The 23,027-nt window shown below is 68.9% G+C and carries 20 protein-coding genes; 10 read left to right on the top strand and 10 right to left on the bottom strand.

Annotation, left to right across the window (positions count from 1 at the left end; all coding sequences use genetic code 11):
- The first annotated feature begins 3 nt into the window (after positions 1–3).
- The 9 genes from folP to INT49_RS12995 all read left to right on the top strand — a co-directional run bounded on the left by folP (position 4) and on the right by INT49_RS12995 (position 8,923).
- Entirely contained in the window at positions 4–864 is an 861-nt protein-coding gene (gene folP, locus INT49_RS13035; RefSeq protein WP_193118177.1) for a dihydropteroate synthase, read from the top strand.
- A complete protein-coding gene (gene folK, locus INT49_RS13030; RefSeq protein ID WP_193118176.1) occupies positions 861–1,805 on the top strand; it encodes a 2-amino-4-hydroxy-6-hydroxymethyldihydropteridine diphosphokinase in 945 nt (314 codons plus the stop codon). Before folP ends, folK begins: the two co-directional genes overlap by 4 nt.
- The gene (locus tag INT49_RS13025) at positions 1,802–2,323 is read left to right on the top strand and encodes a DUF3180 domain-containing protein (RefSeq protein ID WP_193118175.1); all 522 of its coding nucleotides are present in this window, start codon (positions 1,802–1,804) and stop codon (positions 2,321–2,323) included. Before folK ends, INT49_RS13025 begins: the two co-directional genes overlap by 4 nt.
- Positions 2,324–2,459: 136 nt before the next feature.
- Positions 2,460–3,029 carry a PH domain-containing protein gene (locus INT49_RS13020; RefSeq protein ID WP_193118174.1) on the top strand — a complete coding sequence of 190 codons (570 nt, stop codon included), beginning with the start codon at positions 2,460–2,462 and terminating at the stop codon, positions 3,027–3,029.
- Positions 3,026–4,858: a PH domain-containing protein gene (locus INT49_RS13015; protein WP_319021616.1), complete on the top strand. Its 1,833-nt coding sequence runs from the start codon at positions 3,026–3,028 to the stop codon at positions 4,856–4,858. Before INT49_RS13020 ends, INT49_RS13015 begins: the two co-directional genes overlap by 4 nt.
- Positions 4,855–5,757, top strand: coding sequence for a Rossmann-like and DUF2520 domain-containing protein (locus tag INT49_RS13010; RefSeq protein ID WP_193118173.1), 903 nt, complete (start codon positions 4,855–4,857; stop codon positions 5,755–5,757). Before INT49_RS13015 ends, INT49_RS13010 begins: the two co-directional genes overlap by 4 nt.
- Positions 5,754–6,737: a pantoate--beta-alanine ligase gene (panC, locus tag INT49_RS13005; RefSeq protein WP_193118172.1), complete on the top strand. Its 984-nt coding sequence runs from the start codon at positions 5,754–5,756 to the stop codon at positions 6,735–6,737. Before INT49_RS13010 ends, panC begins: the two co-directional genes overlap by 4 nt.
- A 43-nt stretch (positions 6,738–6,780) precedes the next feature.
- Positions 6,781–8,289, top strand: a complete 1,509-nt coding sequence (gene lysS / locus INT49_RS13000; protein WP_193118171.1) for a lysine--tRNA ligase — start codon at positions 6,781–6,783, stop codon at positions 8,287–8,289.
- 301 nt (positions 8,290–8,590) lie between these two features.
- Positions 8,591–8,923: a histone-like nucleoid-structuring protein Lsr2 gene (locus INT49_RS12995; protein WP_193118170.1), complete on the top strand. Its 333-nt coding sequence runs from the start codon at positions 8,591–8,593 to the stop codon at positions 8,921–8,923.
- A 151-nt stretch (positions 8,924–9,074) separates the two neighbouring features.
- Here the strand turns inward: INT49_RS12995 and INT49_RS12990 are convergent, their stop codons facing one another.
- The 6 genes from INT49_RS12990 to INT49_RS12965 all read right to left on the bottom strand — a co-directional run bounded on the left by INT49_RS12990 (position 9,075) and on the right by INT49_RS12965 (position 15,663).
- The gene (locus INT49_RS12990; protein ID WP_193118169.1) at positions 9,075–10,043 is read right to left on the bottom strand and encodes an aldose 1-epimerase family protein; all 969 of its coding nucleotides are present in this window, start codon (positions 10,041–10,043) and stop codon (positions 9,075–9,077) included.
- Complete coding sequence (locus tag INT49_RS12985) at positions 10,040–10,918, bottom strand: LutC/YkgG family protein (RefSeq protein ID WP_193118168.1); 879 nt, start codon at positions 10,916–10,918, stop codon at positions 10,040–10,042. The genes INT49_RS12990 and INT49_RS12985 overlap by 4 nt, the downstream gene beginning before the upstream one ends.
- Complete coding sequence (locus INT49_RS12980; RefSeq protein ID WP_193118167.1) at positions 10,915–12,453, bottom strand: lactate utilization protein B; 1,539 nt, start codon at positions 12,451–12,453, stop codon at positions 10,915–10,917. The genes INT49_RS12985 and INT49_RS12980 overlap by 4 nt, the downstream gene beginning before the upstream one ends.
- Entirely contained in the window at positions 12,450–13,244 is a 795-nt protein-coding gene (locus INT49_RS12975; protein WP_193118166.1) for a (Fe-S)-binding protein, read from the bottom strand. Before INT49_RS12975 ends, INT49_RS12980 begins: the two co-directional genes overlap by 4 nt.
- Positions 13,245–13,352: 108 nt before the next feature.
- On the bottom strand, positions 13,353–14,837 hold the full coding sequence (locus INT49_RS12970; RefSeq protein WP_193118165.1) for a malate:quinone oxidoreductase: 1,485 nt from the start codon (positions 14,835–14,837) through the stop codon (positions 13,353–13,355).
- A 148-nt stretch (positions 14,838–14,985) separates the two neighbouring features.
- The gene (locus INT49_RS12965) at positions 14,986–15,663 is read right to left on the bottom strand and encodes a DUF624 domain-containing protein (protein ID WP_193118164.1); all 678 of its coding nucleotides are present in this window, start codon (positions 15,661–15,663) and stop codon (positions 14,986–14,988) included.
- Positions 15,664–15,830: 167 nt separating this feature from the next.
- On the opposite strand from INT49_RS12965, the gene INT49_RS12960 reads away from it, so the two are divergent.
- Entirely contained in the window at positions 15,831–17,153 is a 1,323-nt protein-coding gene (locus tag INT49_RS12960; protein ID WP_226850469.1) for an alpha-L-fucosidase, read from the top strand.
- A 95-nt stretch (positions 17,154–17,248) separates the two neighbouring features.
- On the opposite strand, the gene INT49_RS12955 is transcribed toward INT49_RS12960, so the two are convergent.
- The 4 genes from INT49_RS12955 to INT49_RS12940 form a co-directional block, all read right to left on the bottom strand.
- Entirely contained in the window at positions 17,249–19,021 is a 1,773-nt protein-coding gene (locus INT49_RS12955; RefSeq protein ID WP_193118163.1) for an extracellular solute-binding protein, read from the bottom strand.
- 68 nt (positions 19,022–19,089) lie between these two features.
- Entirely contained in the window at positions 19,090–20,100 is a 1,011-nt protein-coding gene (locus INT49_RS12950) for an ABC transporter permease (RefSeq protein ID WP_193118162.1), read from the bottom strand.
- Positions 20,101–20,104: 4 nt separating this feature from the next.
- Positions 20,105–21,043: a carbohydrate ABC transporter permease gene (locus INT49_RS12945; protein WP_193118161.1), complete on the bottom strand. Its 939-nt coding sequence runs from the start codon at positions 21,041–21,043 to the stop codon at positions 20,105–20,107.
- 61 nt (positions 21,044–21,104) lie between these two features.
- Positions 21,105–22,931, bottom strand: coding sequence for a type 2 periplasmic-binding domain-containing protein (locus INT49_RS12940; protein ID WP_193118160.1), 1,827 nt, complete (start codon positions 22,929–22,931; stop codon positions 21,105–21,107).
- Positions 22,932–23,027 lie beyond the last annotated feature (96 nt).

The raw sequence follows: 23,027 nt of genomic DNA, 5'->3' as shown, positions 1-23,027 counted from the left end.
CCCATGAGCCCCGCGGCACGCCAGCGCCCGGAGGGACTCCCGGAGCGTCTCGCCGGGGAGGACACCCTGGTCATGGGCGTCCTGAACGTCACTCCTGATTCCTTCTCCGACGGCGGGGAGCACTTCACCCTGGCCGCTGCGATCGCGCACGGGAGGCTGCTGGTCTCCCAGGGCGCCGCGATCGTGGACGTCGGCGGCGAGTCCACCCGGCCGGGGGCGCCCAGGGTCGACGAGGACGAGGAGCTGCGCCGGGTGATCCCCGTGGTCCGCGCCCTGGCCGCGGAGAACGTCGTGATCAGCGTGGACACCATGCGGTCCTCGGTCGCCGCCGCCAGCGTCGAGGCGGGAGCCCTCATCGTCAACGACGTCTCCGCCGGCCGGGCCGATGTCGACATGGGGAGCGAGGCGGCGCGGCTGCGCACAGGTCGCGGCACGCCCCCGGTCTTCATCGCGATGCACTGGCGCGGCCACAGCGACGTCATGAACGAGCTGGCCGTGTACGAGGACGCGGCGCGAGACAGCGCCATCGAGCTCGAGGACCGGCTGACCGCGCTGCGCGAAGCCGGCGTCGAGGACCGCTTCCTGGTGGCGGATCCCGGTCTCGGGTTCTCCAAGACCGGGGACCAGAACTGGGACGTCCTCGCCGACTGGGACGGGATGGCCTCCCACGGGCTGCCGATCCTCATCGGGGCCTCCCGCAAGCGCTTCGTGAGCTCGCTGGGCGTGGACCGCGACGCCGCGACGGCCGCGATCAGCGCCTACAGCGCCGAGCATGGCGCCTGGGCGGTCCGGGTCCACGAGGTCCCCTCCACCCTCGCCGCCGTGCGCGTCGGCGACCGACTGCGCAGGAGCGCCCGCCGATGACCACCACCGCAGGTCCTGAACCGTCCCTCCCGGGCAGCTCGCACCCCGGTCGCGCGCTCGATCAGCTCGACCGCATCGAGGTGACCGGGATCCGGGCCTGGGGCCGGCACGGCGTGCTCAGCCAGGAGAAGGATCTCGGCCAGCAGTTCGTGGTCGACGTCGCGCTCCATCTGTCGACCGCTCCGGCCGGCCGCCGCGACGCGCTCTCGCGCACCGTGAACTACGCGGAGGTGGCCGCCGCGGTGCACGAGGAGATCGGCAGCGGCTCCCACGACCTCGTCGAGACCCTCGCGGAGCGCATCGCGCAGCGGATCCTCACCGACACCGGGCACCCGCTCGTGCGCCGTGTGGAGGTGCGGGTGCACAAGCCCTCGGCCCCCGTCGGTCTGCCGGTGGGCGACGTCGCGATCACCATCACCCGCGACGCGGCCCCTGTCGAGGCCGTCCTCGCCCTGGGCACGAACCTCGGCGACCGGGAATCGCATCTGGCCCGCGCCCTGGACCTGCTCGGGCGGACCGACGGGATCGAGATCGGCTGGACGGGCCCCGTGCTGGAGACCGCCCCTGTCGGCGGGCCCGACGGGCAGGGCGCCTTCCTGAACTCCGCCATCGGCGTGAGCACCGTCCTGGGGCCGTTCGATCTGCTCGAGGCGGCGCACCGCGCTGAGCGCGATGCGCATCGTGAGCGCCTGGTCCGGTGGGGGCCCCGCACGCTCGACGTCGACGTCATCACCTATGGCGAGAGCGTGAGCGCAGACGAGGAGCTCACGCTCCCGCATCCCCGTGCCCACGAACGGGCCTTCGTGCTCGCTCCGTGGCACGCCGCCCGGCCCGATGCCGAGATGCCGGGCCTCGGTCCGATCGCCGAGCTCCTCGCGCACGCCGAGGATCGCGACGGCCTGCGGCCCGGCCCGACGATCCCCGGGTTCGGTCGCCCATGAAGCCACTCAATCTGCCGATCCTGCTGCTGATCCTCGTGGTCGGTGCAGGGTTCGGTGCCCAGATGCTCGAAACCCTCGCCGCGCGGGGCCATTCCCTGCCGATCGCGGGCTGGCTGACCACCGTGGTGATGCTCGCTCTCGGCGGGGTGCTGCTGGCCTATGGGATCCCGCTGCGCCGCTACATGGCCGAGAGCGAGGAGCGCCGGGTGCATCCGAGCCTCGCCCCGCGTCGCCATCAGATCGATCTCCCCACGGCCTTCCGCACCGTGCTGCTGGCGCGTGCCTGTGCCTACACCGGCACGGTGGTGGGCGGCATCTTCACCGGGCAGGCCCTGTTCCTGGTCGTCACCGGGAACGGGGACCCGCTCGGAGCCGTGCTCCCCACCGTCGCCGCCGCCGTGGTCGGGATCGCGCTCGGGATCCTCGGCGTGGTCGTCGAGCGCTGGGGACAGCTGCCTCCGGACGACGGCGAGGGCAGCGGCGAGAGCACCGGAGAGAGCGCCGGGCTCGGGCGCTGAGCCCGGCTGAACCTGCTGGATCGGCTGAACGTCGGCCCCGGACCCCGACGATCGGCGGGGCAGGACACTGTCGGGAGCGGAAACCTCCCCCGGAGGTCGGATGGCGCGGCGCGCACGAGGTGACACGATGGTGACCATGACTTCCGCTCCCGACCCCACTGAGCGCCCCACGGCGTCGATGCATGTCGTCCCCACGGCGCCGACGCTTCCCGACACCCCGGACGGTCTCCTCGGCACCGGCGCGCTGCGCCCCGTCTCGCCCCGGCTGGTGCCCGCCCGCTACGTCGCGAGCATCGTGGGATATGTGATCTGGGTGCTCCTGATCGCGGGCGCGATCGTGGCGGCGGTGCTGACCGACCTGTGGTGGCTCGCCCCGATCGGCGTGCTGCCGCTGATCATCCTGCTGCAGAGCCTCCTGCTCACTCCGCGACGGGTGCGCGCGATCGGCTACCTCGACGCGCAGGAGGATCTCACGATCGCCAGCGGCATCATGTTCCGCTCCGTGCACACGATCCCGTACGGCCGCGTGCAGTCCGTGAAGATCGACGAGGGCCCGGTGGACCGTCGCTACGGCCTCGCGAAGCTCACCGTGAGCACGGCCGCGGGCGGGTCCACCGTCGTGCTGCCCGGTCTGCCCAAGCAGGAGGCCGAGCGCCTGCGGGCGATGCTGACCGAGCGCGGCCTCGAGATCATGGCCGCGCTGTGAGTGCGACCGAGCACCCCACCGCAGGGTCCGAGCACCCCTCCGCGGGGCCCGACGACGCCGAGAACGAGACCGGGCACGGCGGCACCGCCGTGGGCAGCACTGCAGACGGCGCCGCGGACAGCACGGCGGAAGGCAGCGCCGCAGACAGCACCGCGGTGGAGCCCGGCACCGACACGGCCGCGCGTCGCCGCACCCACCCGATCACCCCGCTGGTGAGCGGCTGGAAGATCGTCGTCGGCATCATCGCGGTGGTCTCCGCCCAGAACATCGCACGGCTCGTCAACGACTTCTCGGTCACCAAGGCGCTCATCGGCGCCGGCGTCATCCTGGCCGCCGTGGTGATCGCCATCGCGCTCTCCTCGATCAGCTGGTGGTTCACGACCTACGCGGTCGACGACGAGGGCGTCTCCCTGCACACCGGCGTGATCAGCAAGTCCCGCGAATATGCACCGCGGGCGCGCATCGAGTCGGTCTCCGTCGAGCGGCCGTTGCTGGCTCGCGTGCTGGGACTGGCGAAGGTCCGGGTCGAGGTCGCGGGCGGCGGGGAGTCGTACCTCGACATCGAGTACGTGAAGTCCGTGGACGCCGAGCAGCTGCGCCGCCAGATCCTCGGGGTCGCCGCCAGGGCCGCGGAGTCCCGCTCCGAGAAGACGGACCGGGACACCGCGGACGATGCCGGAACCGAGGGAGCCTGGATCGAGGGTGCGGGGATCGACGGTGCGCAGTTCGAGGGTTCGCGGATCGAGCGCAACGGATCCCAGGGCACCGGGCCCCAGGGCGCAGGATCGCAGGAAGCTGGGTCCGAGGGCATCGGGCATGACCGCACGGGCACGTTCCAGAACGTCCTCTACGACGGCGTCACCGACGGCGAGCTCATCGCGAAGATCCCCACCGGGCGACTCCTGCGCTCGCTCCTTCGGGACCTCGGGTTCCTCATCGGGACCGTGATGAGCATCGTGGGCGTCCTCGTCGCGATCGGCCTCGCGATCTGGCAGGACGGCCTGTCCTTCGCCGTGATCATCGCCCTGGCGCCCACTGCGATCACGATCCCGAAGTACATCTTCGGCCGGATCGAGTCCGGCTGGGGCTTCGTCTCCCGCGACACCGACCGCGGGCTGCGGATGCGTCGCGGCCTGGCCAACACGCGGACCGACAACATCGCCTCGGGGCGCGTGCAGCGCTTCCAGCTGCGCCGGCCGCTGCTGTGGCGCACCCCCGGCTGGACCGCCGTGTCCGTGACCGTGGCCGGGATCGACGACTCCGACGAGAACGGGGCCGAGCACGTCCTGCCCGTCGGCACCTCGGAGGAGCTGGGCGCCACGCTCAGCCACCTCGCCGCCCCGCTCGGGACCGACGACGACCTCGGAACCCTCGAGCACCTGATGACGGCGAGGGCGCGAGATATCGAGGGTCTGCGCACGCCGGCCCGCCCGTACTGGATCGCTCGACGCACCGAGGTCACCGTGCTGCTGCCCGGGGCCGTGATCCACCGCAGCGGGGTGCTGGCGCGGACCGTGCAGATCATCCCGCGTGAACGCATCCAGGAGCTCACCCTCCAGGACGGCCCGCTCGCCCGACGGCTCGGGGTGCTCGACCTGTCGGTGGGGATCGCGGGGGACACCTCCCTGGACCTGAGCGGCCTCGCCCGCGAGGACGCTCGTGCTCTGCACGGTGCCCTGGCGCTCGATGCCCGGACGCTGCGGCGCTACCGCGATCGTGACCAGTGGCCACAGCCCGCTCTGGGTCGGCTGTCGGCGACGCCCACCCAGTCGCCAGCACCGACCCAGTCGGCAGCGCCCGCCCCTGATGAACTCCTGGAGGATCGATGAACGCACCACGGCTCGGCATCGGAATCATCGGCTCCGGTCGCGTCGGGGCCGTGCTCGGCGCAGCCCTGCGCGCCGAGGGCCACGCGATCACCGGGGTCTACGCGGTCTCGGACGCCTCCCGCGAACGGGCCGAGGAGCTGCTGCCCGGCGCCCCGCTGCTGGACGTGCCCGCGATCGTCGAACGCAGCGAGATGCTCCTGCTGGCCGTGCCCGATGACCAGCTCGTACCGCTCGTCGCCGGGATCGCCGCCACCGGTCTCTCGCCGGGCGGGCAGCTGGTCGTGCACACTTCCGGCCGCTACGGGACCGACGTGCTGGCGCCCCTGGCCGAGGCTGGATGCGCGACCCTCGCCATTCATCCCGCCATGACCTTCACCGGCACCCGGACAGATCTGGCCCGGCTCGTCGGCTGCCCGATGGCGATCACCTCCGCGGCGACCTTCCTCCCGGTCGCCGCGGCCCTCGTCGTCGAGCTCGGCGGGGAGGTCGAGGTGCTGGCGGAGGGGGACCGGCCACTGTACCACGCCTCCCTCGCCCATGCGGCGAACCATCTCGTGGTCCTCGTGGACCAGGCCCGTGAGGCGCTCGGCCGGATCGGCGTCGAGGATCCCGGCGCGTATCTGCGGCCCCTGCTGGAGGCGGCGCTCGAGGAATCCCTGCGCCATGGGGCGAAGGCGCTCACCGGACCGGTGATGCGGGGCGACGCCGGGACCGTGGGTGCGCATCTCGAGGCGCTCGACGATCTCGACGCGACGGGGGAGCGCGGCGTGCGCGGTGATACCGGTGACACCTATCGCGCCCTCGCGCTCGCGGCCCTGTCACGTGCGAAGATCCCGGAGGGCAGCCGGGAGCAGATCCGAGCGCTGCTCCAGGAGAACCCGCCCAGGGAGGACGCATGAGCACCGCACCACAGGCCGCGCCGGGCGCCGGAGAGCATTCCGCGTCGGCCGCCGGACCGGACCTCGCACCGGAGGCCGGACAGAACCCTGCCCCGGGGGCCGGTCAGCACCTCGCATCGGCCGACGGCCGGACGCCGGATCGCGACACCGCACTGCTCACCACCAAGGCGCAGCTGCGCGAGGCGCGCGCGAGGCTGGACGGCACCGTCGCGGCCGTGTTCACCATGGGCGCCCTGCACGAGGGCCACCTCGCGCTGGTGGACCGTGCCCGGGAGATCGCCGATCACGTGATCCTCACCGATTTCGTCAACCCGCTCCAGTTCGGCCCCGGGGAGGACTTCGACGCCTACCCGCGGGTCCTCGAGCAGGACCTCGCCCTCGTCGACGGGCTCGTCGACCTCGTCTTCGCCCCGTCGGTCCAGGAGATGTACCCGGTGCTGCCGCCCACCGTCTCGGTGACCGCCGGACGCGCCGGCACGATCCTCGAGGGCGCGGCCCGGCCGGGGCACTTCGACGGGGTCGTCACCGTGGTCACGAAGCTCCTGCAGCTCACGCGGCCGGATCTGGCCGTCTTCGGGCGCAAGGACGCGCAGCAGGTCGCGATCATCCAGCAGCTGGTCGCCGACCTCGACCTCCCGGTGCGGATCGAGCCGATCGAGATCCAGCGCGAGCACAGCGGCCTTGCGCGGTCCAGCCGCAACGTCTACCTCACCGATCAGGGGCGGGAGCAGGCGCTGGCCCTGTCCCGCACCCTGGCCTCGGCGCAGGACGCCGCGCCCTCGAACGCCGCCCTGCGAGAGGCTCTCGCGGCCGCCGTCGATCGTGCCGAGATCGAGTGGGCCTATGCCCTCGCGCTGGATCCCAGCACTCTCGAGGAGATCGACGCCGACCATCGCGGTGAGGTGCTCGTGACCCTCGCAGGGCGCGTGGAGGGCACCCGTCTGCTGGATGCCGCTGTGGTGGTGGTGACAGCTCCCTGAGGAGACCAGCGTTTCCACGGGGAGTGATGAGAGAATGCGGATCATGACTGAGAACGCACCTGCCCTCGACCCCACGGACACCTCCGACCAGGTAGCGGTCCGCAAGTCAAAGCGGGAGCGCCTGCTCGAACGGGGCGAGGAGGCCTACCCGGTCTCGGTCCCCGTCACCACCACCGTCGCCGCCGTGAGGGAGGCCTACGGGCACCTGGAGGCGGGCCAGGAGACCGAGGACGTCGTGGGCGTCGCCGGTCGCGTCGTGTTCCAGCGCAACACCGGCAAGCTCGCCTTCGTGACCATCCAGGACGGCGCCGGTCAGCGGCTGCAGATCATGGCCTCGCTCGCGGAGATCGGGGAGCAGCGCCTCGCCGACCTCAAGGCGGACGTCGACCTCGGCGACCACGTGTTCTTCCACGGTCGCGTGGGAGCTTCCCGTCGTGGCGAGCTCAGCGTGTTCGCCGATACCTGGCAGATGGCGGCGAAGGCGGTGCGCCCCCTCCCCGTGCTCCACGCGGACCTCTCCGAGGAGTCGCGGGTCCGTCACCGCTATGTCGACCTGATCGTGCGCCAGCAGGCCCGGGACACCGTGCGCCAGCGCGCCCAGGTGATGCGCTCCCTGCGCGAGTCCTTCCACTCCCGGGAGTTCGTCGAGGTCGAGACCCCGATGCTCCAGGTGATCCCCTCCGGCGCCGCGGCGCGCCCGTTCGTCACCCACATGAATGCCTTCGATCTCGATCTGTTCCTGCGGATCGCCCCGGAGCTGTACCTGAAGCGTGCGGCGGTGGGCGGCCTGGAACGGGTCTTCGAGGTCAACCGCAACTTCCGCAATGAAGGCGCGGATTCGACGCATTCGCCCGAGTTCGCGATGCTCGAGGCGTATGAGGCATACGGCGATTACGACTCCATCGGCGATCTCACCCAGACTCTTGTTCAGGAAGCCGCCGAGCGCGCCACCGGCTCGCAGGTCGTCACGCTCCTGGATGGATCCGAATACGACTTCAGCGGGGAATGGGCGAAGATCACGGTCTACGGATCGCTCTCCGAATCCCTCGGCGAGGAGATCACCCCGGAGACGACGCCGGAGCGCCTGCGCGAGATAGCACGGTCCCTGGACCTCGATCTCGATCATCCGAAGTTCGGGCACGGCAAGCTCGTCGAGGAGCTCTTCGAGAACCGCGTGGGCGACCACCTGTACGAGCCCACCTTCGTGCGCGATTTCCCGGTCGAGACCAGCCCCCTGGTCCGTGCCCACCGCACGACGCCCGGTGTCGTCGAGAAGTGGGATCTGTACGTGCGCGGTTTCGAGCTGGGCACCGGCTACTCCGAGCTCGTGGATCCTGTCATCCAGCGTGAGCGTTTCGCCCAGCAGGCGGGTCTGGCCGCCCAGGGCGACGACGAGGCGATGCGTCTGGACGAGGACTTCCTCGAGGCGATGGAGTACGCGCTCCCGCCGACGGGCGGCATGGGAATGGGCGTCGATCGCCTGCTCATGGCGCTGACGGGCCTCGGAATCCGCGAGACGATCCTGTTCCCGCTCGTGAAGCCGGAGGCCTGAGATGGACAGCGGATTCTTCTTCGAAGCTGGATCTCTCCTGCCGTCTCTGGGCGTCGGACTCCTGTTCTGGTTCGTGATGCGGGCAATTCTGCGGTCGGATCGGCAGGAGCGGGAAGCTCAGCGACAGGCGGAGAAGGATTTTCGGGAACTCCATCCGACGGATGAATAGGATCACCGTGCGGAAGTGATTCTGCGATACAGATTGATAATCTCTCCTTCGCAATGGATACTAGGTGGCGCTCGCGAACTCATCCAGAGTTCGTGGATTCAGAAACACGCAGACCAGCGAGGGAGTACCCCTATGGCACGGAAGACTTACGTGGAGCTCGTCGATGATCTCGACGGCGGTCAGGCCGCCGAGACCGTGAGCTTCGCCGCCGACGGCGTCGCCTACGAGATCGATCTGTCCGAGGACAACGCCCGGAAGTTCCGCGAGGAGCTGGGCACCTGGGTCAGCAAGGCCCGTCGTGTCGGCGGTCGTCGCAGCCGCGGGACCGCGTCCGGTCGCTCCGGCGGCTCGAACGATTCCGCACGCATCCGCGAGTGGGCGCGGGAGGCAGGCTACGAGGTTCCCGACCGTGGCCGGATCTCCGGCACCATCCGCACGGCGTACGAGGATGCCCACGCGAACTGATCGCGCAGCAGCCTCCCGGGGAGTGCATCCCGGCATGACGAGAGCCCGTCACCTTTCGAGGTGACGGGCTCTCGCCATGCCGAGGCCGGGAAGGATCGGCCGGACAGAGCTGGGTCGGTTCGGACTGGGCCTGGCCAGAGCCGGGCTCAGCTCACCAGCCGCGGATCGACCAGCTCGCGGAGAAGTCCTCGCCCGGGGCCAGACGCACCACGTCGGTGCCGCTGCGGAAGGCGTCGGGCGGGCAGGTCATCGGCTCCACCGCGAGACCGAGCCGGTTGTTCTCCGGTTCCGGACGATCACCGGTGTGCACCTGCAGCCAGCCGCACTCGGTCCCCGCGGTGAGCGCGACTCCCGTCCCTCCGGGGGCCGTCACTGTCACGGTCATGATGTCGTCCTCATCGCGCCCGAGATCCGTGAAGGCATGGTCGATGAACAGCGCACCGATCGTGCGCGGACGGCTGAAGTCGAAGTCGCTCCCGGGCGCGATCTGCTCGGTGCCGGTGGGGAGCAGGCGATCCTCGGTGACGGTGAGCACCGTCCCGGCCTCGACCTGCAGCGTCCACTCGTCCAGGGGTTCCGTCCCGGCCACCAGATACGGGTGGGGGCAGACGCCGTACGGAGCATCCTGAGAGCCGATATTCCGGGCCGAGACCGTCGTGGTCAGGCCCGCATCGGCATCGACGGCGTGGTGGACTGTGAGCACCAGGTGGAAGGGATAGCCGGGGGAGGGGAACAGCTCGGTGCGCAGCGTGATCGCGTCCTCGGCGACCTCGACCGGGGTGAAGGCCTGGAACGAGATCAGACCGTGGAGAGCATTGCCGCGCTCGGGCTCGGTGAGCGCGGTCTGGATCTGCTGGCCGTCCCAGGTGTAGGCGCCGTCGCCGATCCGGTTGGGCCAGGGTGCCACCACCGCTCCGCGGTAGAACTGCATGGGTCCCTGCTCGGGGTTGCGCACCAGCAGGTCGCGGTCCCCGACGGTGAGGGCCTCGACGACGGCGCCGAGCGTCGAGATCTCTGCCCGGTAGTCGCCCGCGATCAGCTCGAACAGCTCACCGCGGTCCCTGCTGACGTCGCCGGTGGGGGAGGTCTGGGTGTCTGCAGCGGGCAGGCGGTCGCTCATGCGGTCTTCTCCTGGTGGTCCTGATCGGAAGGGGTGCGCTGGGTGCGCCGTTCTCTGCTCTCCGGCGCGGCCGGATGCATGGGCCCGGAATCTGACTCTGATCCCGGCGTCGTTCCGGACCCTGATTCGGACCCCGGTCCGGACTGTGAGTCGGAATCTGACCCGGGCTCGGGCTCGGGGGACGGCTCGACGAGCACGACGTCGAGCCGTCGCGGCCCGTGCACGCCTTCGACGCGGCTGAGCTCGATGTCGCTGGTGGCGCTGGGCCCGGAGATCAACGTCCAGGGTGCTCCGGGGTCGGTGCCCAGGCGTTCGATGCCCTTGGGGACGCCGAGCACCACCTGCTCGTCCTCGACGACCACGATGTGGTGATCGGGGACCAGGGTGATCGCCCGTCGGCCCCCGCGGTCGTCGCCGCGCAGCGCGATGGTGCCGGTGAGGGCGATCGCGGTGTGGCAGCCGGTGAGGACGGCGTCGATCGCGTCGAGGTCCCGGGGGGAGGCGGTGCCGTCGTCCTGGATCACCGTCGCGTCCACGGACCCGGTCCAGGTCTCCGGCAGCCCCGGCGGCACGATGACGCGGCGTGCGGAGCCGAGGGCGGTGGCGATCGCCGCCGGGATCCCGTCGGCCGTGGTGCGATGCACGACGGCGGTGTAGTCCTCGAGGCGTTGCACCAGCACGTCGCGCACCTTGCCCCGGTCGGTGGAGACCTCCTGCTTGGCGTCGGCGCGCTGATAGTCGCGGGGAACGTCCTCCGCCTCGGTGACGGCGTCACGGCGCGGGGCCGCGAGGGCGGTGCGCACGCGGGCGAGGATCTCCTCTTTGGCGCTCATCCCGGGAGTGTGGACCGGTCGCTGGTCCGTCCAGTCGCTCATGCCTGCTCCTCGCCGCGGGTGGGGGCGTCGTCGTCCTTCTCGCGGGCGTCCCACCAGCTGCGGAAGGACTGACCGGGCTTGGGCAGGTCCCGGTGGTCGGTCCATCCCGGGACCAGCGGGACAGCCCCGGGAACCTTCCCGATGTTCTTGCCGCGCAGCACCTTCGAGAGCGGGCCGGCGGCGCGCACCGCCTTGTCATAGGCGCCGGGGGAGCTCATCAGGGTGCTGGCACCCTTCATCGCCACGTCCCAGGTGCCGCGGAACTCGCCCTTGGTCTCCCGGCGCTGGTCAACCTCCTCCGCGCGCAGGTGCACGAGGATCTTGGGGATGTCGATCTTCACGGGGCACACGTCGTAGCAGGCACCGCAGAGGCTCGAGGCGTAGGGGAGCGAGGTGTTGGGGTCGTCCGGCCCGTGCATGCCCGTCATCTGCGGCGAGAGGATCGCCCCGATCGGACCGGGGTAGGTGGAGCCGTAGGCATGGCCGCCGGTCCGGGTGTAGACCGGGCACACGTTCAGGCAGGCCGAGCAGCGGATGCAGTGCAGGGCGCTGCGGCCCTCCGGGTCCTCGAGCACGGCGCTGCGGCCGTTGTCCAGCAGCACCAGATGGAACTCCTCGGGGCCGTCGCCCGGGGTGACTCCCGTGAACAGCGTCGTGTAGGGGTTCATCCGCTCCCCGGTGGAGGAGCGCGGCAGCAGCTGCAGGAACACTTCGAGGTCCTGGAACGACGGGATGATCTTCTCGATCCCGACCACGGAGATGAGGGTCCTGGGCAGGGTGAGGCACATGCGGCCGTTGCCCTCGGACTCGACGATCACGAGGGTTCCGGTGTCCGCGACGGCGAAGTTCGCCCCGGAGATCGCGACCGATCCCGGCATGTCCAGGAACTTCTCGCGCAGGAAGCGACGCGCCGCGTCCGCCAGCTCCGCGGGCTCGTCGGTGATCGACGGATCCAGGTCCGGCATCGCCCGCAGGAAGATCTCGCGGATCTCGGCGCGGTTGCGGTGGATCGCGGGGACGAGGATGTGGGAGGGGGTGTCGCCGGCGAGCTGCACGATGAGCTCGGCGAGGTCCGACTCGATGGTGCGGATCCCGGCGTGCTCGAGGGTCTCGTCCAGGGCGATCTCCTGGGTCGCCATCGACTTCACCTTGAGGATCTCCTCGGCGCCGCGCTCGAGGGCGAGACGGGTCACGATCTCTCCGGCCTCGTCGCCGTCACGGGCCCAGTGCACCACGCCGCCGGCAGCGGTCACGGACTCCTCGAGCTGCTCCAGCAGCTCCGGGAGATGATCGGTGACCTGCCACTTCAGGGCGCTGCCGGCGTTGCGGAGCTTCTGCCAGTCACGCACCTCGCGCACCGCCGACGCCCGCTTGGACTGGATGGTGGAGGTGGCGTGGCTGAGGTTCCCGCGCAGCGTCTCGTCATCGAGTTCACCGCGCGCGGCCTCCGGGAAGGACTGCGTGCCGCGCAGGTTCGAGGACGGCGAGGCGTACTGGGGGCGGATCGTCGGGATGCCGAGGTCGACGGTGCTCATGAGGCCCTTCCCAGGATGGTCTCGGATGGGATGAAGGGATCCTCCTGGGTGGAGGCGAGGATCTGGACGAGGTGCACGGCCTGCGGTCCTGTGGCGTTGCTGTTCGTGCGGCGCAGCTTGCCGCCGATGTTCATCAGGCACGAGGCGTCACCGGCGACCACGAACTCGGCGCCGGTGGAGACCACGTTGGCCGCTTTGTCGGTGACCATCGCATCGGAGGTCGCGTCGTTCTTCACCGAGAAGGTGCCGCCGAAGCCGCAGCAGGAGTCGGACTCGGGGAGGTTGCGGATGTCGATGCCCTCGACCGCCCGGAGCAGCTTCAGCGGGCGCGCCCCGACCTTGAGCACGCGCATCGAATGGCAGGTGGGGTGGTAGGTGACGCTGTGCGGGAAGTAGGCGCCGACGTCGGTCACCTTGAGCACGTCCACGAGCAGCTCGGAGAGCTCGTAGGTCTTCGCCGAGACGGCGGCCACCCGTTCCTCCAGCACGGCGTCCTCCTCGTGCTGTGCCACGAGCTGGTGCTGCTCGCGCACGCAGCCGGCGCAGGACCCCGAGGGCATGACGATCGCATCGATGCTGTCCAGGGACGGCTCGAAGGTGTCCACGAAGCTGCGCACCACCGGGGCGGCCTCGGAGTAGTACCCGGTGTTGGTGTGCATCTGCCCGCAGCAGGTCTGCCGCTTGTCGAAGACGACCTGGTGCCCGAGCCGCTCGAGCAGGGTGACGGTGGCCCGGGCGACGTCCGGTGCCATCACGTCCACCAGGCACGTGGTCATCAAGGAGATTCGCATCCGGGTTCCTTCTTCCTGGTCCTGCCGGGTGGGTGGTCGACGGTGACGTGCCGCGGTCCGTCCGCGACGAGGGCCCGTCGGCGCCCCGGGGAGGCGCCGACGGTGGGCTCAGGGGTGCTCGAGCCCCAGTGATGCGGCCGTGGCCTGCAGCGAACGATGCGCGGCGTCGGCATCCTCGGCCAGATGGGTGCCCCAGCTGGGAACCATCTTCGTGATGGTCGGGCGCCACTGCTCGATCCGCTCCGGGAACATCTTCCCGAGCAGGTTCAGCATGATGCTCGTGGCGGTCGACGCACCGGGCGAGGCGCCCAGCATGCCGCCGATCGAGCCGTCGGCGGCGCTGATCAGCTGAGTGCCGAACTGGAGGACTCCGTGCTTGGAGGCGTCAGGAGCGATCACCTGGACGCGCTGCCCGGCGGTGACCTCCTCCCAGTCGGCCTCGCGGGCGTCGGGCATGTACTCCAGCAGGGCGTCGAACCGCTGATGGCGGGTCGCGGCGAGCTGGGAGCCCAGGTAGACCATGAGGTCGAGGTTCGGCGGGGCGACCGCCATCATCTGGGTGATGTTGGACGGCTTGATGGACTCGAACAGGTCCATGTAGCTGCCGGACTTGAGGAACTTCGGCGACCAGCCCGCGTAGGGGCCGAACATGAGCGAGCGCTGGCCGTCCACGTACCGGGTGTCGAGGTGGGGGACGCTCATCGGCGGCGCCCCGACGGCGGCCTTGCCGTACACCTTCGCGTCGTGCCGTGCGATCACCGAGGGGTCGGTGCAGCGCAGCCACTGCCCGGAGATCGGGAAGCCGCCGAAGCCGCGGATCTCCTCGATCCCGGACTTCTGGAGCAGGGGCAGTGCGGCGCCGCCCGCTCCGACGAACACCATCGGGGCGCGGACGACGCGGATCGAGTCGTCGGCCGTGGAGCGGACCATGACGCCCCAGTCCGTGCCCATCCGGCGCAGGTCGATGACCTCGGAGCCGGTGGAGACGGTGGTGCCGTGGCTCCCGGCGTAGTCCAGCAGCTGGGTGGTCAGGGTCCCGAAGTCGACGTCGGTGCCGTCAGGGGAATAGGTGGCGGCGACCGTCTCGGTGACCGGTCGACCCTCGGTGACCAGCGGTGCCCACTCCGAGAGCTGGCGGTGCTCGGTGGTGAAGTCCATACGGTCGAACAGCGGGTGCGTCGAGAGCGCCTCGTGGCGACGACGGAGGTAGTCCACGTTCTCCATCCCGTGCACGAAGCTCATGTGCGGCACGGCGTGGATGAAGGTGGAGGGATCGCCGATCCGGCCGGTCTCCACCAGGTGCGCCCAGAACTGGCGCGACACCTGGAACTGCTCGTTGATGGAGATCGCCTTGGCCGGGCTGACCGAGCCGTCGACGTCCTGCGGGGTGTAGTTGAGCTCGCACAGGGCGCTGTGCCCGGTGCCGGCGTTGTTCCAGCCGTCGCTGGATTCCTGGCCGAGGCCGTCGAGCTTCTCGAGCACCTCGATGTTCCAGTCGGGCTCGAGCTCGGTGAGCATCGCGGCGAGGGTGGCGCTCGCGATCCCCCCGCCGATCAGCACCGCATCCGCACGGGTGACGTCAAGGTCTGACATGGTTCTCCGTTCCAGCTAGCTCGGGAGGCGCACCCGGGGAGCGCTGCGTGATCTCTCGCGCGCGATGGGGCGGCCGTGGCGTCCAGCGTATCCCTTGTCGACCGGGTGGGAGGGCGCACCGCCGCCCGTCGGCCGACTCCGGGAGGCGTCAGACGGTGACGGCGCGGGAGGCCTCGAGATCTTCCAGCAGCAGCTCGACCCGTCGGCTCAGCAGGGTCGTGGCGATATCGATCCCCGTGGCCGCGCCCACCAGCAGGGCGACCGGCCAGAGGACGGTGCACACGACGATCCACACGGCGAGCAGGAGGATCAGACCGATGAAGCGCAGGGGCACGGCCCCGGGGAGGAGGATCGCCAGCCGCCACGCCACCAGGACGTCCTGGCGACGGACCCGCGGGACCGTCATCAGGAGGGCGACGCTGACCGTGGACCAGGCGGCGCTCACGACGGCGATCCCGGACAGGACGACGGCCATCGTCGAGTTCGCGGCGCCTCCGCCCAGCACGATCCAGATCATCGACGCCGAGCCGAGCTGGACCACCATGAGAGGCAGCATCCGGAGGTTGGCGCTGACGAACTGACGGCGGTAGCTCTCCCACATCAGAGGCAGCACCTTCACCGGCGCTCCGTGCCGCGAGGCGATGAAGGCGTCGCCCGCGGCCGCGCCGGCCGGTGCGACGCCCGCCACGATCAGGCCCAGGAGGCTGAGCAGGGTCCAGACGATGTTGATCCGCAGCACCAGATAGACGTGCTCGATCATCTCGTTCATGTGCATGACCCAGGCGGGGACATGCGTCGGGCCCGCGGGCGCTCCGGATCGACTCATGGAGGAAAGGGTAGCGGGCGCAGCTGTGAGCTGTTCCACCGTCTCGTGCCGCAGAGGCCCGATGTCTGGGGGTAAGCAAGAGGCGGTCCCGGGAACTGGCGCGACGGAAGCCGAGAACAACGTGGACGGGCTTCCCCTAAAGGCCCGATCTTTGGTTGACTGATCCCATGGCATCCACTCCGCGCGACGAGGCGCCGACCATGTTCCCGCCCGCTCCCCGGACCGCCCAGGCACCGCTCACCCCGACTCCCGCCCAGCTGACCTGGCAGCGCGACGGCCTGGGAGTGTTCTTCCACTTCGGGGTCAACACCTTCGCCGGGAAGGAGTGGAGCGACGGCACCCTGACGCCGGAGAGCTTCGACCCGAGCGAGCTGGATGCCGACGAATGGGTGCGGACCGCGCAGGAGCTGGGCGCGAAGTACGTGGTGGTCACCGCCAAGCATCACGACGGATTCTGCCTGTGGCCCACAGCCACCACCGACTACTCCGTGGCGTCCTCGCCCTGGAAGGACGGCCGCGGGGACGTGGTGCGCGAGGTCGCCGACGCCTGCGCCCGCTACGGGATGAAGCTCGGTCTGTATGCCTCGCCCTGGGACCGCAACGCCCCGCAGTACGAGGACGCCGCCGCCTATGACGAGTTCTACCTCGCCCAGCTGCGGGAGCTGTGCACGAACTATGGGCAGCTGTCCGAGCTGTGGTTCGACGGAGCGGGCTCCGCCGGTCGCGAGTACGACTGGGACGCCATCGGCGCGCTCGCCGCCGAGCTGCAGCCGCAGGCGATGATCTTCAACATGGGCCCGGCGACCATCCGCTGGGTGGGCAATGAGGACGGCCTGGCCGCCGATCCCGTCGAGTACGTGACGACCTCGACGGATCTCAACAACTACGACGACGACGTTGTGGAGACCGGGGAGGCCGTCTACCTGCCGCCGGAATGCGACGTCTCCCTGCGCAAGGGATGGTTCTGGCAGCCGGGGGAGGAGCCCAAGTCGCTGTCGCATCTGCTGGCGATCCACGACCGCTCGATCGGGCTCGGCGCCAACCTGCTGCTGAACATCCCACCGGACCGCCGCGGCCGCATCGATCCGGCCGACGCCGCGCGCGTGCGCGAGTTCGCAGCGGCGCTCGAGCAGCGCTTCGGCTCCCCGCATCCCGGGACGCTCACGGCCGACGGCCACACTGTGCGTGTCGATCTGGGGGCGGAGACGGACGTCGACCATGTCGAGCTCGTCGAACGGCTCGAGGACGGGCAGCGCGTCACCAGCCACCGGATCCTCCTGGAGGACGGGACCGTGCTCGCCTCCGGGGCCACCGTCGGCGTGCGCCGCATCCACCGGCTCGAGCAGACGGTGCGGACCTCGGCGCTCGTGGTCGAGCTCAGCGGTGAGGGAGCACTCCTGGAGGCAGCGGTGGTCCACGACGCGACCGGTGCGCCCGTGCCCGATTCCACCATCGCCTATCGCGCGACGACGGAGCGCCCGGGCGCGTGATTCGCGGTGCCTGACGCTCCTCGCGCCGCGAGACCGCGGGGCGAGGAGCGTGGAGACGTGCACGAAATAAGCGCAGGAGCGCTCACTCGGTATCCTCAGGCGCGTTCCGAGTCAGCCGTGGTCAGCACCTCGAGGTATCTCTCGAGCCCCGCGGCGTGGAAGGCCGCCAGATAGGACTCCCAGTCCGCATCATCGGCGGGGTCCAGCTCACCGAGGCACATCTTCGTCACGTTCTGGGCGTACAGGCTGTCGAGGTTCGCGCGCAGCTCGCCGACCTCCGCTGCCTGGTCCGCGCTGAAGAACGGGGGCACGAAGAGTTCTTCGAGCGAATTCCGGAAGGGCTCGTACAGCTTCCCGGCCCGGTAGAGCGCGGGCTCGATCGAGGTCTTCTCGTCCACTCCCAGGCTGTGTCGCACATCCATGCTCGAGTTATGGGGATGGAACTCCGGCCAGGTCGTGTTGTCGGGCGAGCCATCCTTCTGGGGAATCGCCGCATACATGGCTGCGCGGCCGTCGATCCCGATCACATCGGGGCCCGCCCAGTCCCATTGCTCTCCCTGCCGCCCATAGCTGAACTCCAGTGTCGGCAGCAGACCGAGCTGATGGTCGGCCCAGCGCACCATGGTCTCCGGATCGGAGCAGGCGCTGGTGATCACCAGCCCGACGGCATCGCCATGGGACTCGTTCCACGGGATGACGGGGTCGCCGTGGGGGCCGCTGAACGGCGCCAGGGCCACGTACTCGTTCCAGAGCGACTTCGGATCGTAGTAGTCCACGTCCAGCAGAGAGTGGTGGTGGGGCATCTGTGACACTCCGACGCGTGTACCGGCCGGATCCATCGTGAGGCGTTTGAACTGTTCGTTGTCGCGAGTGAACGTGTTGGGGTCCAAGAGCCCGTCCCGGACCAGTCTGGCCGCCACCGTGAGCACCTCTCGGAACTTCTCGTCCGACGGGGTGTAGACGATGGTGTCTCCGTCCTTGCGGAGCCGGTTGATGCCGAGATCGAGGAAGGGTGCACTGATCAGCGCGAACGGCAGATTGTCCTTGTCGCCGCTCAGCGGCAGGATGTCCGGGTTCGCGGTTTTCATGTCACGCAGCATCTGCTCGAACTCGTCCAGGGTGGCGGGCTGCTCGGTCCATCCGGCGGCCTCCAGGGTCGGTTGGTGGACGAAGGTGCGCGAGGCCGACGATGCGCAGTGGTAGCACTGGTTGACTGCGGGGATCCCATACATCGCACCGTCGGGGGCAGTCCAGGAAGCGCGCAGGTCAGGATTCTGCTCGAAGAGCTCCTGCAGCTGCGGAGCGAACTCATCGATCAGCTTGTCGAGAGGGAGGAAGAGTCCCTGGGTGCCGTAGGCGTAGAGCTGGCTCTTCGTGAAACCCCCCATCCATTCCGGTCCCAGCATCATCGCGTCGGGCAGATCCCCGCTCGAGATGATGGCATTGACCTTCGGGGATCCCTCATCGCCCTGGGGAACGGTCTGATAGGCGATGTGCACCCCGGTCATCTCCTCGAGGTGCAGGGAATGGGCGTTGGTCGCGAGATCCAGTCCGGCCTCGCTGCGGGCGAGCACGGTGAATTCTGTGGACCCGTCACCGAACGGCTCGGACTCCCGCGCCTTGGGTCCGACATATCCCTCGGGGTAGGGGACCCCGTCGATCTCCGCACCCAGCTCGACCGAGAGCGGTGACGAGCCCTGTTCGTAGTCGACCTTCGGGACGTCGCCGGCACCCCCGCCGCTGTCCGTCGAGCACCCTGCGAGCAGTGCCAGGGCAGGCCCGGCACCGAGCCCTGCAAGGACGGAGCGTCGGCGGACATGGTGACCGTTGGGTGTGTCGTCAGGAGTGTGCTGCGGAACGGTGTGCATGGGTGGTTCCTCGTCTCGTCGAGTGGAGCGTCGGTGGTGACAACGGATGGCGACAGCTGGTACGGAGGTCAGAACAATCCGGCCTTGGTCACGCGCTTGGCCAAGGAATTCACCGTGACCAGCAGGATCAGTCCGACCACGCTGCGGAACAGTCCGATGGCCGTCGCGTAGCTGTACTGGGGGATGGGGCTCTTCAGCCCGACCTCGTAGACGTAGGTGTCGATCACCTGGGACGTGGTGAGGTTCAGCGGGTTCTGCATGAGGAGGACCTTCTCGAAGCCGACGCTCATGATCGATCCGACATTGAGGATCATCAGGACGATGGCGATGGGAAGGATCGCCGGCACATCGATGTGCCACATGCGGCGGACGTGCGTGGCGCCGTCGACCTTGGCTGCTTCGTGCAGCTCGGGCGGCACGGAGGTCAGGGCGGCGAGATAGATGATGGCGCTGAAGCCGGCTGTCTGCCAGATCCCCGACCACACATAGGTGTGGCGGAACCAGCCTGGATCGGTGAGGAACGCGGGTGGGGTGAGCCCCAGCAGCTCGAAGGTGTGGGGCACGATGCCCATCTGCGGATCCAGCAGCATGACGAGGATGCCGACCACGACCACGATGGAGATGAAGTTCGGGGCGTAGGTGATCAGCTGGACGATCCGCGAGAAGTACTTCTGGCGCACCGCATTCAGCGCGAGGGCGAGGATGATCGGGATCGGGAACCCCGCGATCAGCTCGTAGAAGGCCAGGATGAGCGTGTTGCTCAGCAGCGGCCAGAAGTTGTAGCTGGTCACGAACTTCTCGATGTGCTTCAGGCCCACCCAGTCCGATCCCGTGATTCCGCCGACCGGGGTGAAGTCCCGGAACGCGATCTGGATGCCGTACATCGGCCAGTACGCGAACAGCACGACCCATACGACTGCTGGCAGGAGGAGCAGGTACAGCTGCCAGGAGCGCTTCAGCTTCTTCGACAGAGGGACGGTGCGTTGTCCGGCGACCGGGGGCGACGAGCGCTTCCTGCGTCGGGTGGGGGTGTCGTCGACCCGTAGCTGGTCGACGAATGTCTGCTGGTCCGTGCTCATGTTCTCAACCCTTCAGGGAACCGATCATCATGCCTTTGACGAAGTGCTTCTGCACGAACGGATAGGCGATGAGCGGGGGGACGGACGCGATGATGATGAGGGAGTATTTGAGCTTGTCGGCCAGCTGCTGCATCTCCGCGATGCGGTCGGGGTTGGCACCGACCATCTTCGAGGGGTCGAAGGTGTTCTCGAGGAGGATGTTCCGCATGACCAGCTGCAACGGGTAGAGGTCCTCATCGGTGAGGTAGATCAGCCCGTTGAAGTACGCGTTCCAGGTGGCCACGCCGTAGAGCAGCAGGTTCACTGCGAGGATCGGCTTGGACAGAGGCAGCACGATCCTGGTGAAGAACCGCACGTCGCTCGCGCCATCGATCCGCGAGCACTCGAGCAGCTCGTGGGGGATCGTGGTCTGGAAGAACGTGCGTGTCACGATCAGCTGCCACACGCTCACCGCGCCCGGCAGGATCATCGCCCAGATCGTGTTGAGCATGCCCAGATCTCGGACCACGAGATAGGTGGGGATCATGCCGCCGGAGAACATCATCGTGAGCACGAAGACGAGGGTGAAGGCATTGCGACCCACGAGGTCCGATCGTGAGAGGGCGTAGCCGCCCATCACGGTGGCCGCCGTGCCGATCAGCATGGCGGTGCCCGAGTACAGCAGGGAGTTGAGGAATCCGCGGGTGATGGCCGGATAGTCCAGGACGGCCTGGTAGGCGTCCAGGCTGAACCCGACCGGCCAGAGCCACATCTCGCCGGAGGACACGGCGGTCGGGCTGGAGAGCGATGCACTGATGATGTACACGAACGGATAGACGATCGTCAGTGTGAACAGAGCCAGCAGCACCAGGAGCACGACATTCAGGACACGGTCCGATCTCGGGTCCTTGATGCGTCGACGGGCACTCTCCGCGGCGGGGGCGGGAGGGGCGTGAGCTGTCATGTCGGGGGAACCTCTCTTCCGGGCGCGGCGGGTGCGGGAGCACTGGGGGCCGGGAGCGGTGTCATCCGTTCTGGGTGTCGTACGCGGCCTGATGGATCTCGACGTAGTCGTCGATGCCGATAGCCTTCGCCGTGGCGATGTACTCGTCCCACGCGGCGTCGTCGCTCGCGTCTTTGGCACCCGTCCCGAAGGCCGCCATGGTCTGCTTGAGATGGCTCTCCAGATTGGTGGTGATCTCACCGATCTGTGCCGACTGATCCATGTCGAGGACCAGGGGAGGCACCCCTGATTCCTCCGGTGTGGCGAAGGGTTCGTAGAGCTCCGCTGCCCGGAAGAGGATCGGCTCGACCGACGGATTGGACTCCTGGACAGCCTCGCCGTGGCGCTGCGACATGGACTTGTACAACGGGCCCCACTCGCGCCATGCCGTGTTCTTGAGATCCTCCGGCGTCGGAAGCACCTCGTACACGGCCTGCTGGCTGTCGATCCCCTTCTGGCCTTCGGAGGCATACTCCCAGCCGGTTCCCTGTTCGCCGCGACCGACGGAGATGGTCAGACCCAGCTCGAACTGGTAGTCGGCCCATCGGATCAGCTGCACAGGGTCGGGGCACTCCGGGGTGATGACGTAGTTGAGGTAGCCGTAGGAGAAGTGATCCCACTGCGCGGTGCGGACTCCGCCCGGGCCGGCCATCGGGGCGAGCGGCGTCATGATCAGGGCGGCGCTGTCGGGGTCCGTGTAGTCGGCGATGCTGCTGAACTGGTAGGTGGAGTATCCGTACCCGACCCCGAAGCGGGGCCCGTCGACGCCGTCGCCGAGCTTCTGGTACTGCTCAGCCGTGTTCGAGAAGATCCCGGGATCGAAGTTCCCGGCGGCGAACTGCTCCTGGATCCAGATGATGCCTTCTCGGAAGGCCGGATCCTGGTGGTGCCATTCGAGCGTCGACCCGGCGCGACGCATCCAGAGGTCGGGGACCTCGAGGAACGACCCCAGGAAGAATTGGAAGAGCTGGAGCATGGTGTCGGCATCGGTCGTGGTCATCACCGACCCGTCGGGTTTGCCCGTGTAGGCACGGAACTCGTCCATCACGGCGGCGTAGTCCTCGAGCGACTCAGGGGCGCTCGCCCCGATGCCCTTCAGCAAGTCCTGGTTGATCCAGGTGCGGACGTTGGCGCTCTTGCAGTGGTAGCAGTCGTTCATGGACGGCACGGCGTAGAGCTTCCCGTCGGGAGCCGTGTACTGCTGGCGCATATCGGGGAATGAGTCGAACATGTCCAGGATGTGCGGCGCGTTCTCGTCGATGAGCTTGTCCAGCGGGATGAACAGTCCCTGCTGCCCGTAGATGCTGATCTCCGACGGGTTGAAGATGTCCTGACCCACCATCAGGGCGTGGGGGAGCTCGCCGCTGGCCACGATCGCGTTGACCTTCGTCTTGCCATCTTCACCGGCAGGCACGGTCACGTACGTCGCCTTCACCCCGGTCTTCTCCTCGACCAGCGTCGAATAGTAGTTCGTCTCGAGGTCGAGCTCAGGATCGGTCTGGCTGAGGATGGTGAAGTCGGTCGTGCCGTCGCCGAACGGTTCGAGTTCGCGGGCACGCGGGCCGACGTACTCCTCGGGATACAGGATGCCGTCGATCTCGGGTGCGATCTCCACCTGGAGGTCGGCGCTGCCGGGGGCGTAGTCGTCGCCCCCCGTGATCTCCTCCGTGCCGTCCTCGCCGCTGCAAACGGCCAGCACCGCGGGTGTGATCACCACGGCACCGCCCGAGGACGCGGAGCGCTCCAGGAAGGCGCGTCGGGACACCTTGCCGGTGCGGCGCTGGGGTCCTCCGTCGGCCGCGGGGGCCGACGGGTGCGAGGAGCAGGTGGGTCGGTCGGGATCGTTCACGAAGACTCCTCAGCCAGTACGCCGGATGTGTGTGGTGGAACATACGGACTAATACATAGGCCCGATGGGTGCGGCAAGACTTTCAGTGATGTTGGA

Source organism: Brachybacterium tyrofermentans (genome assembly GCF_014897585.1).
In the GTDB taxonomy this organism is placed as follows: domain Bacteria; phylum Actinomycetota; class Actinomycetes; order Actinomycetales; family Dermabacteraceae; genus Brachybacterium; species Brachybacterium tyrofermentans.
This window is presented reverse-complemented; position numbering and strand designations above follow the sequence as displayed.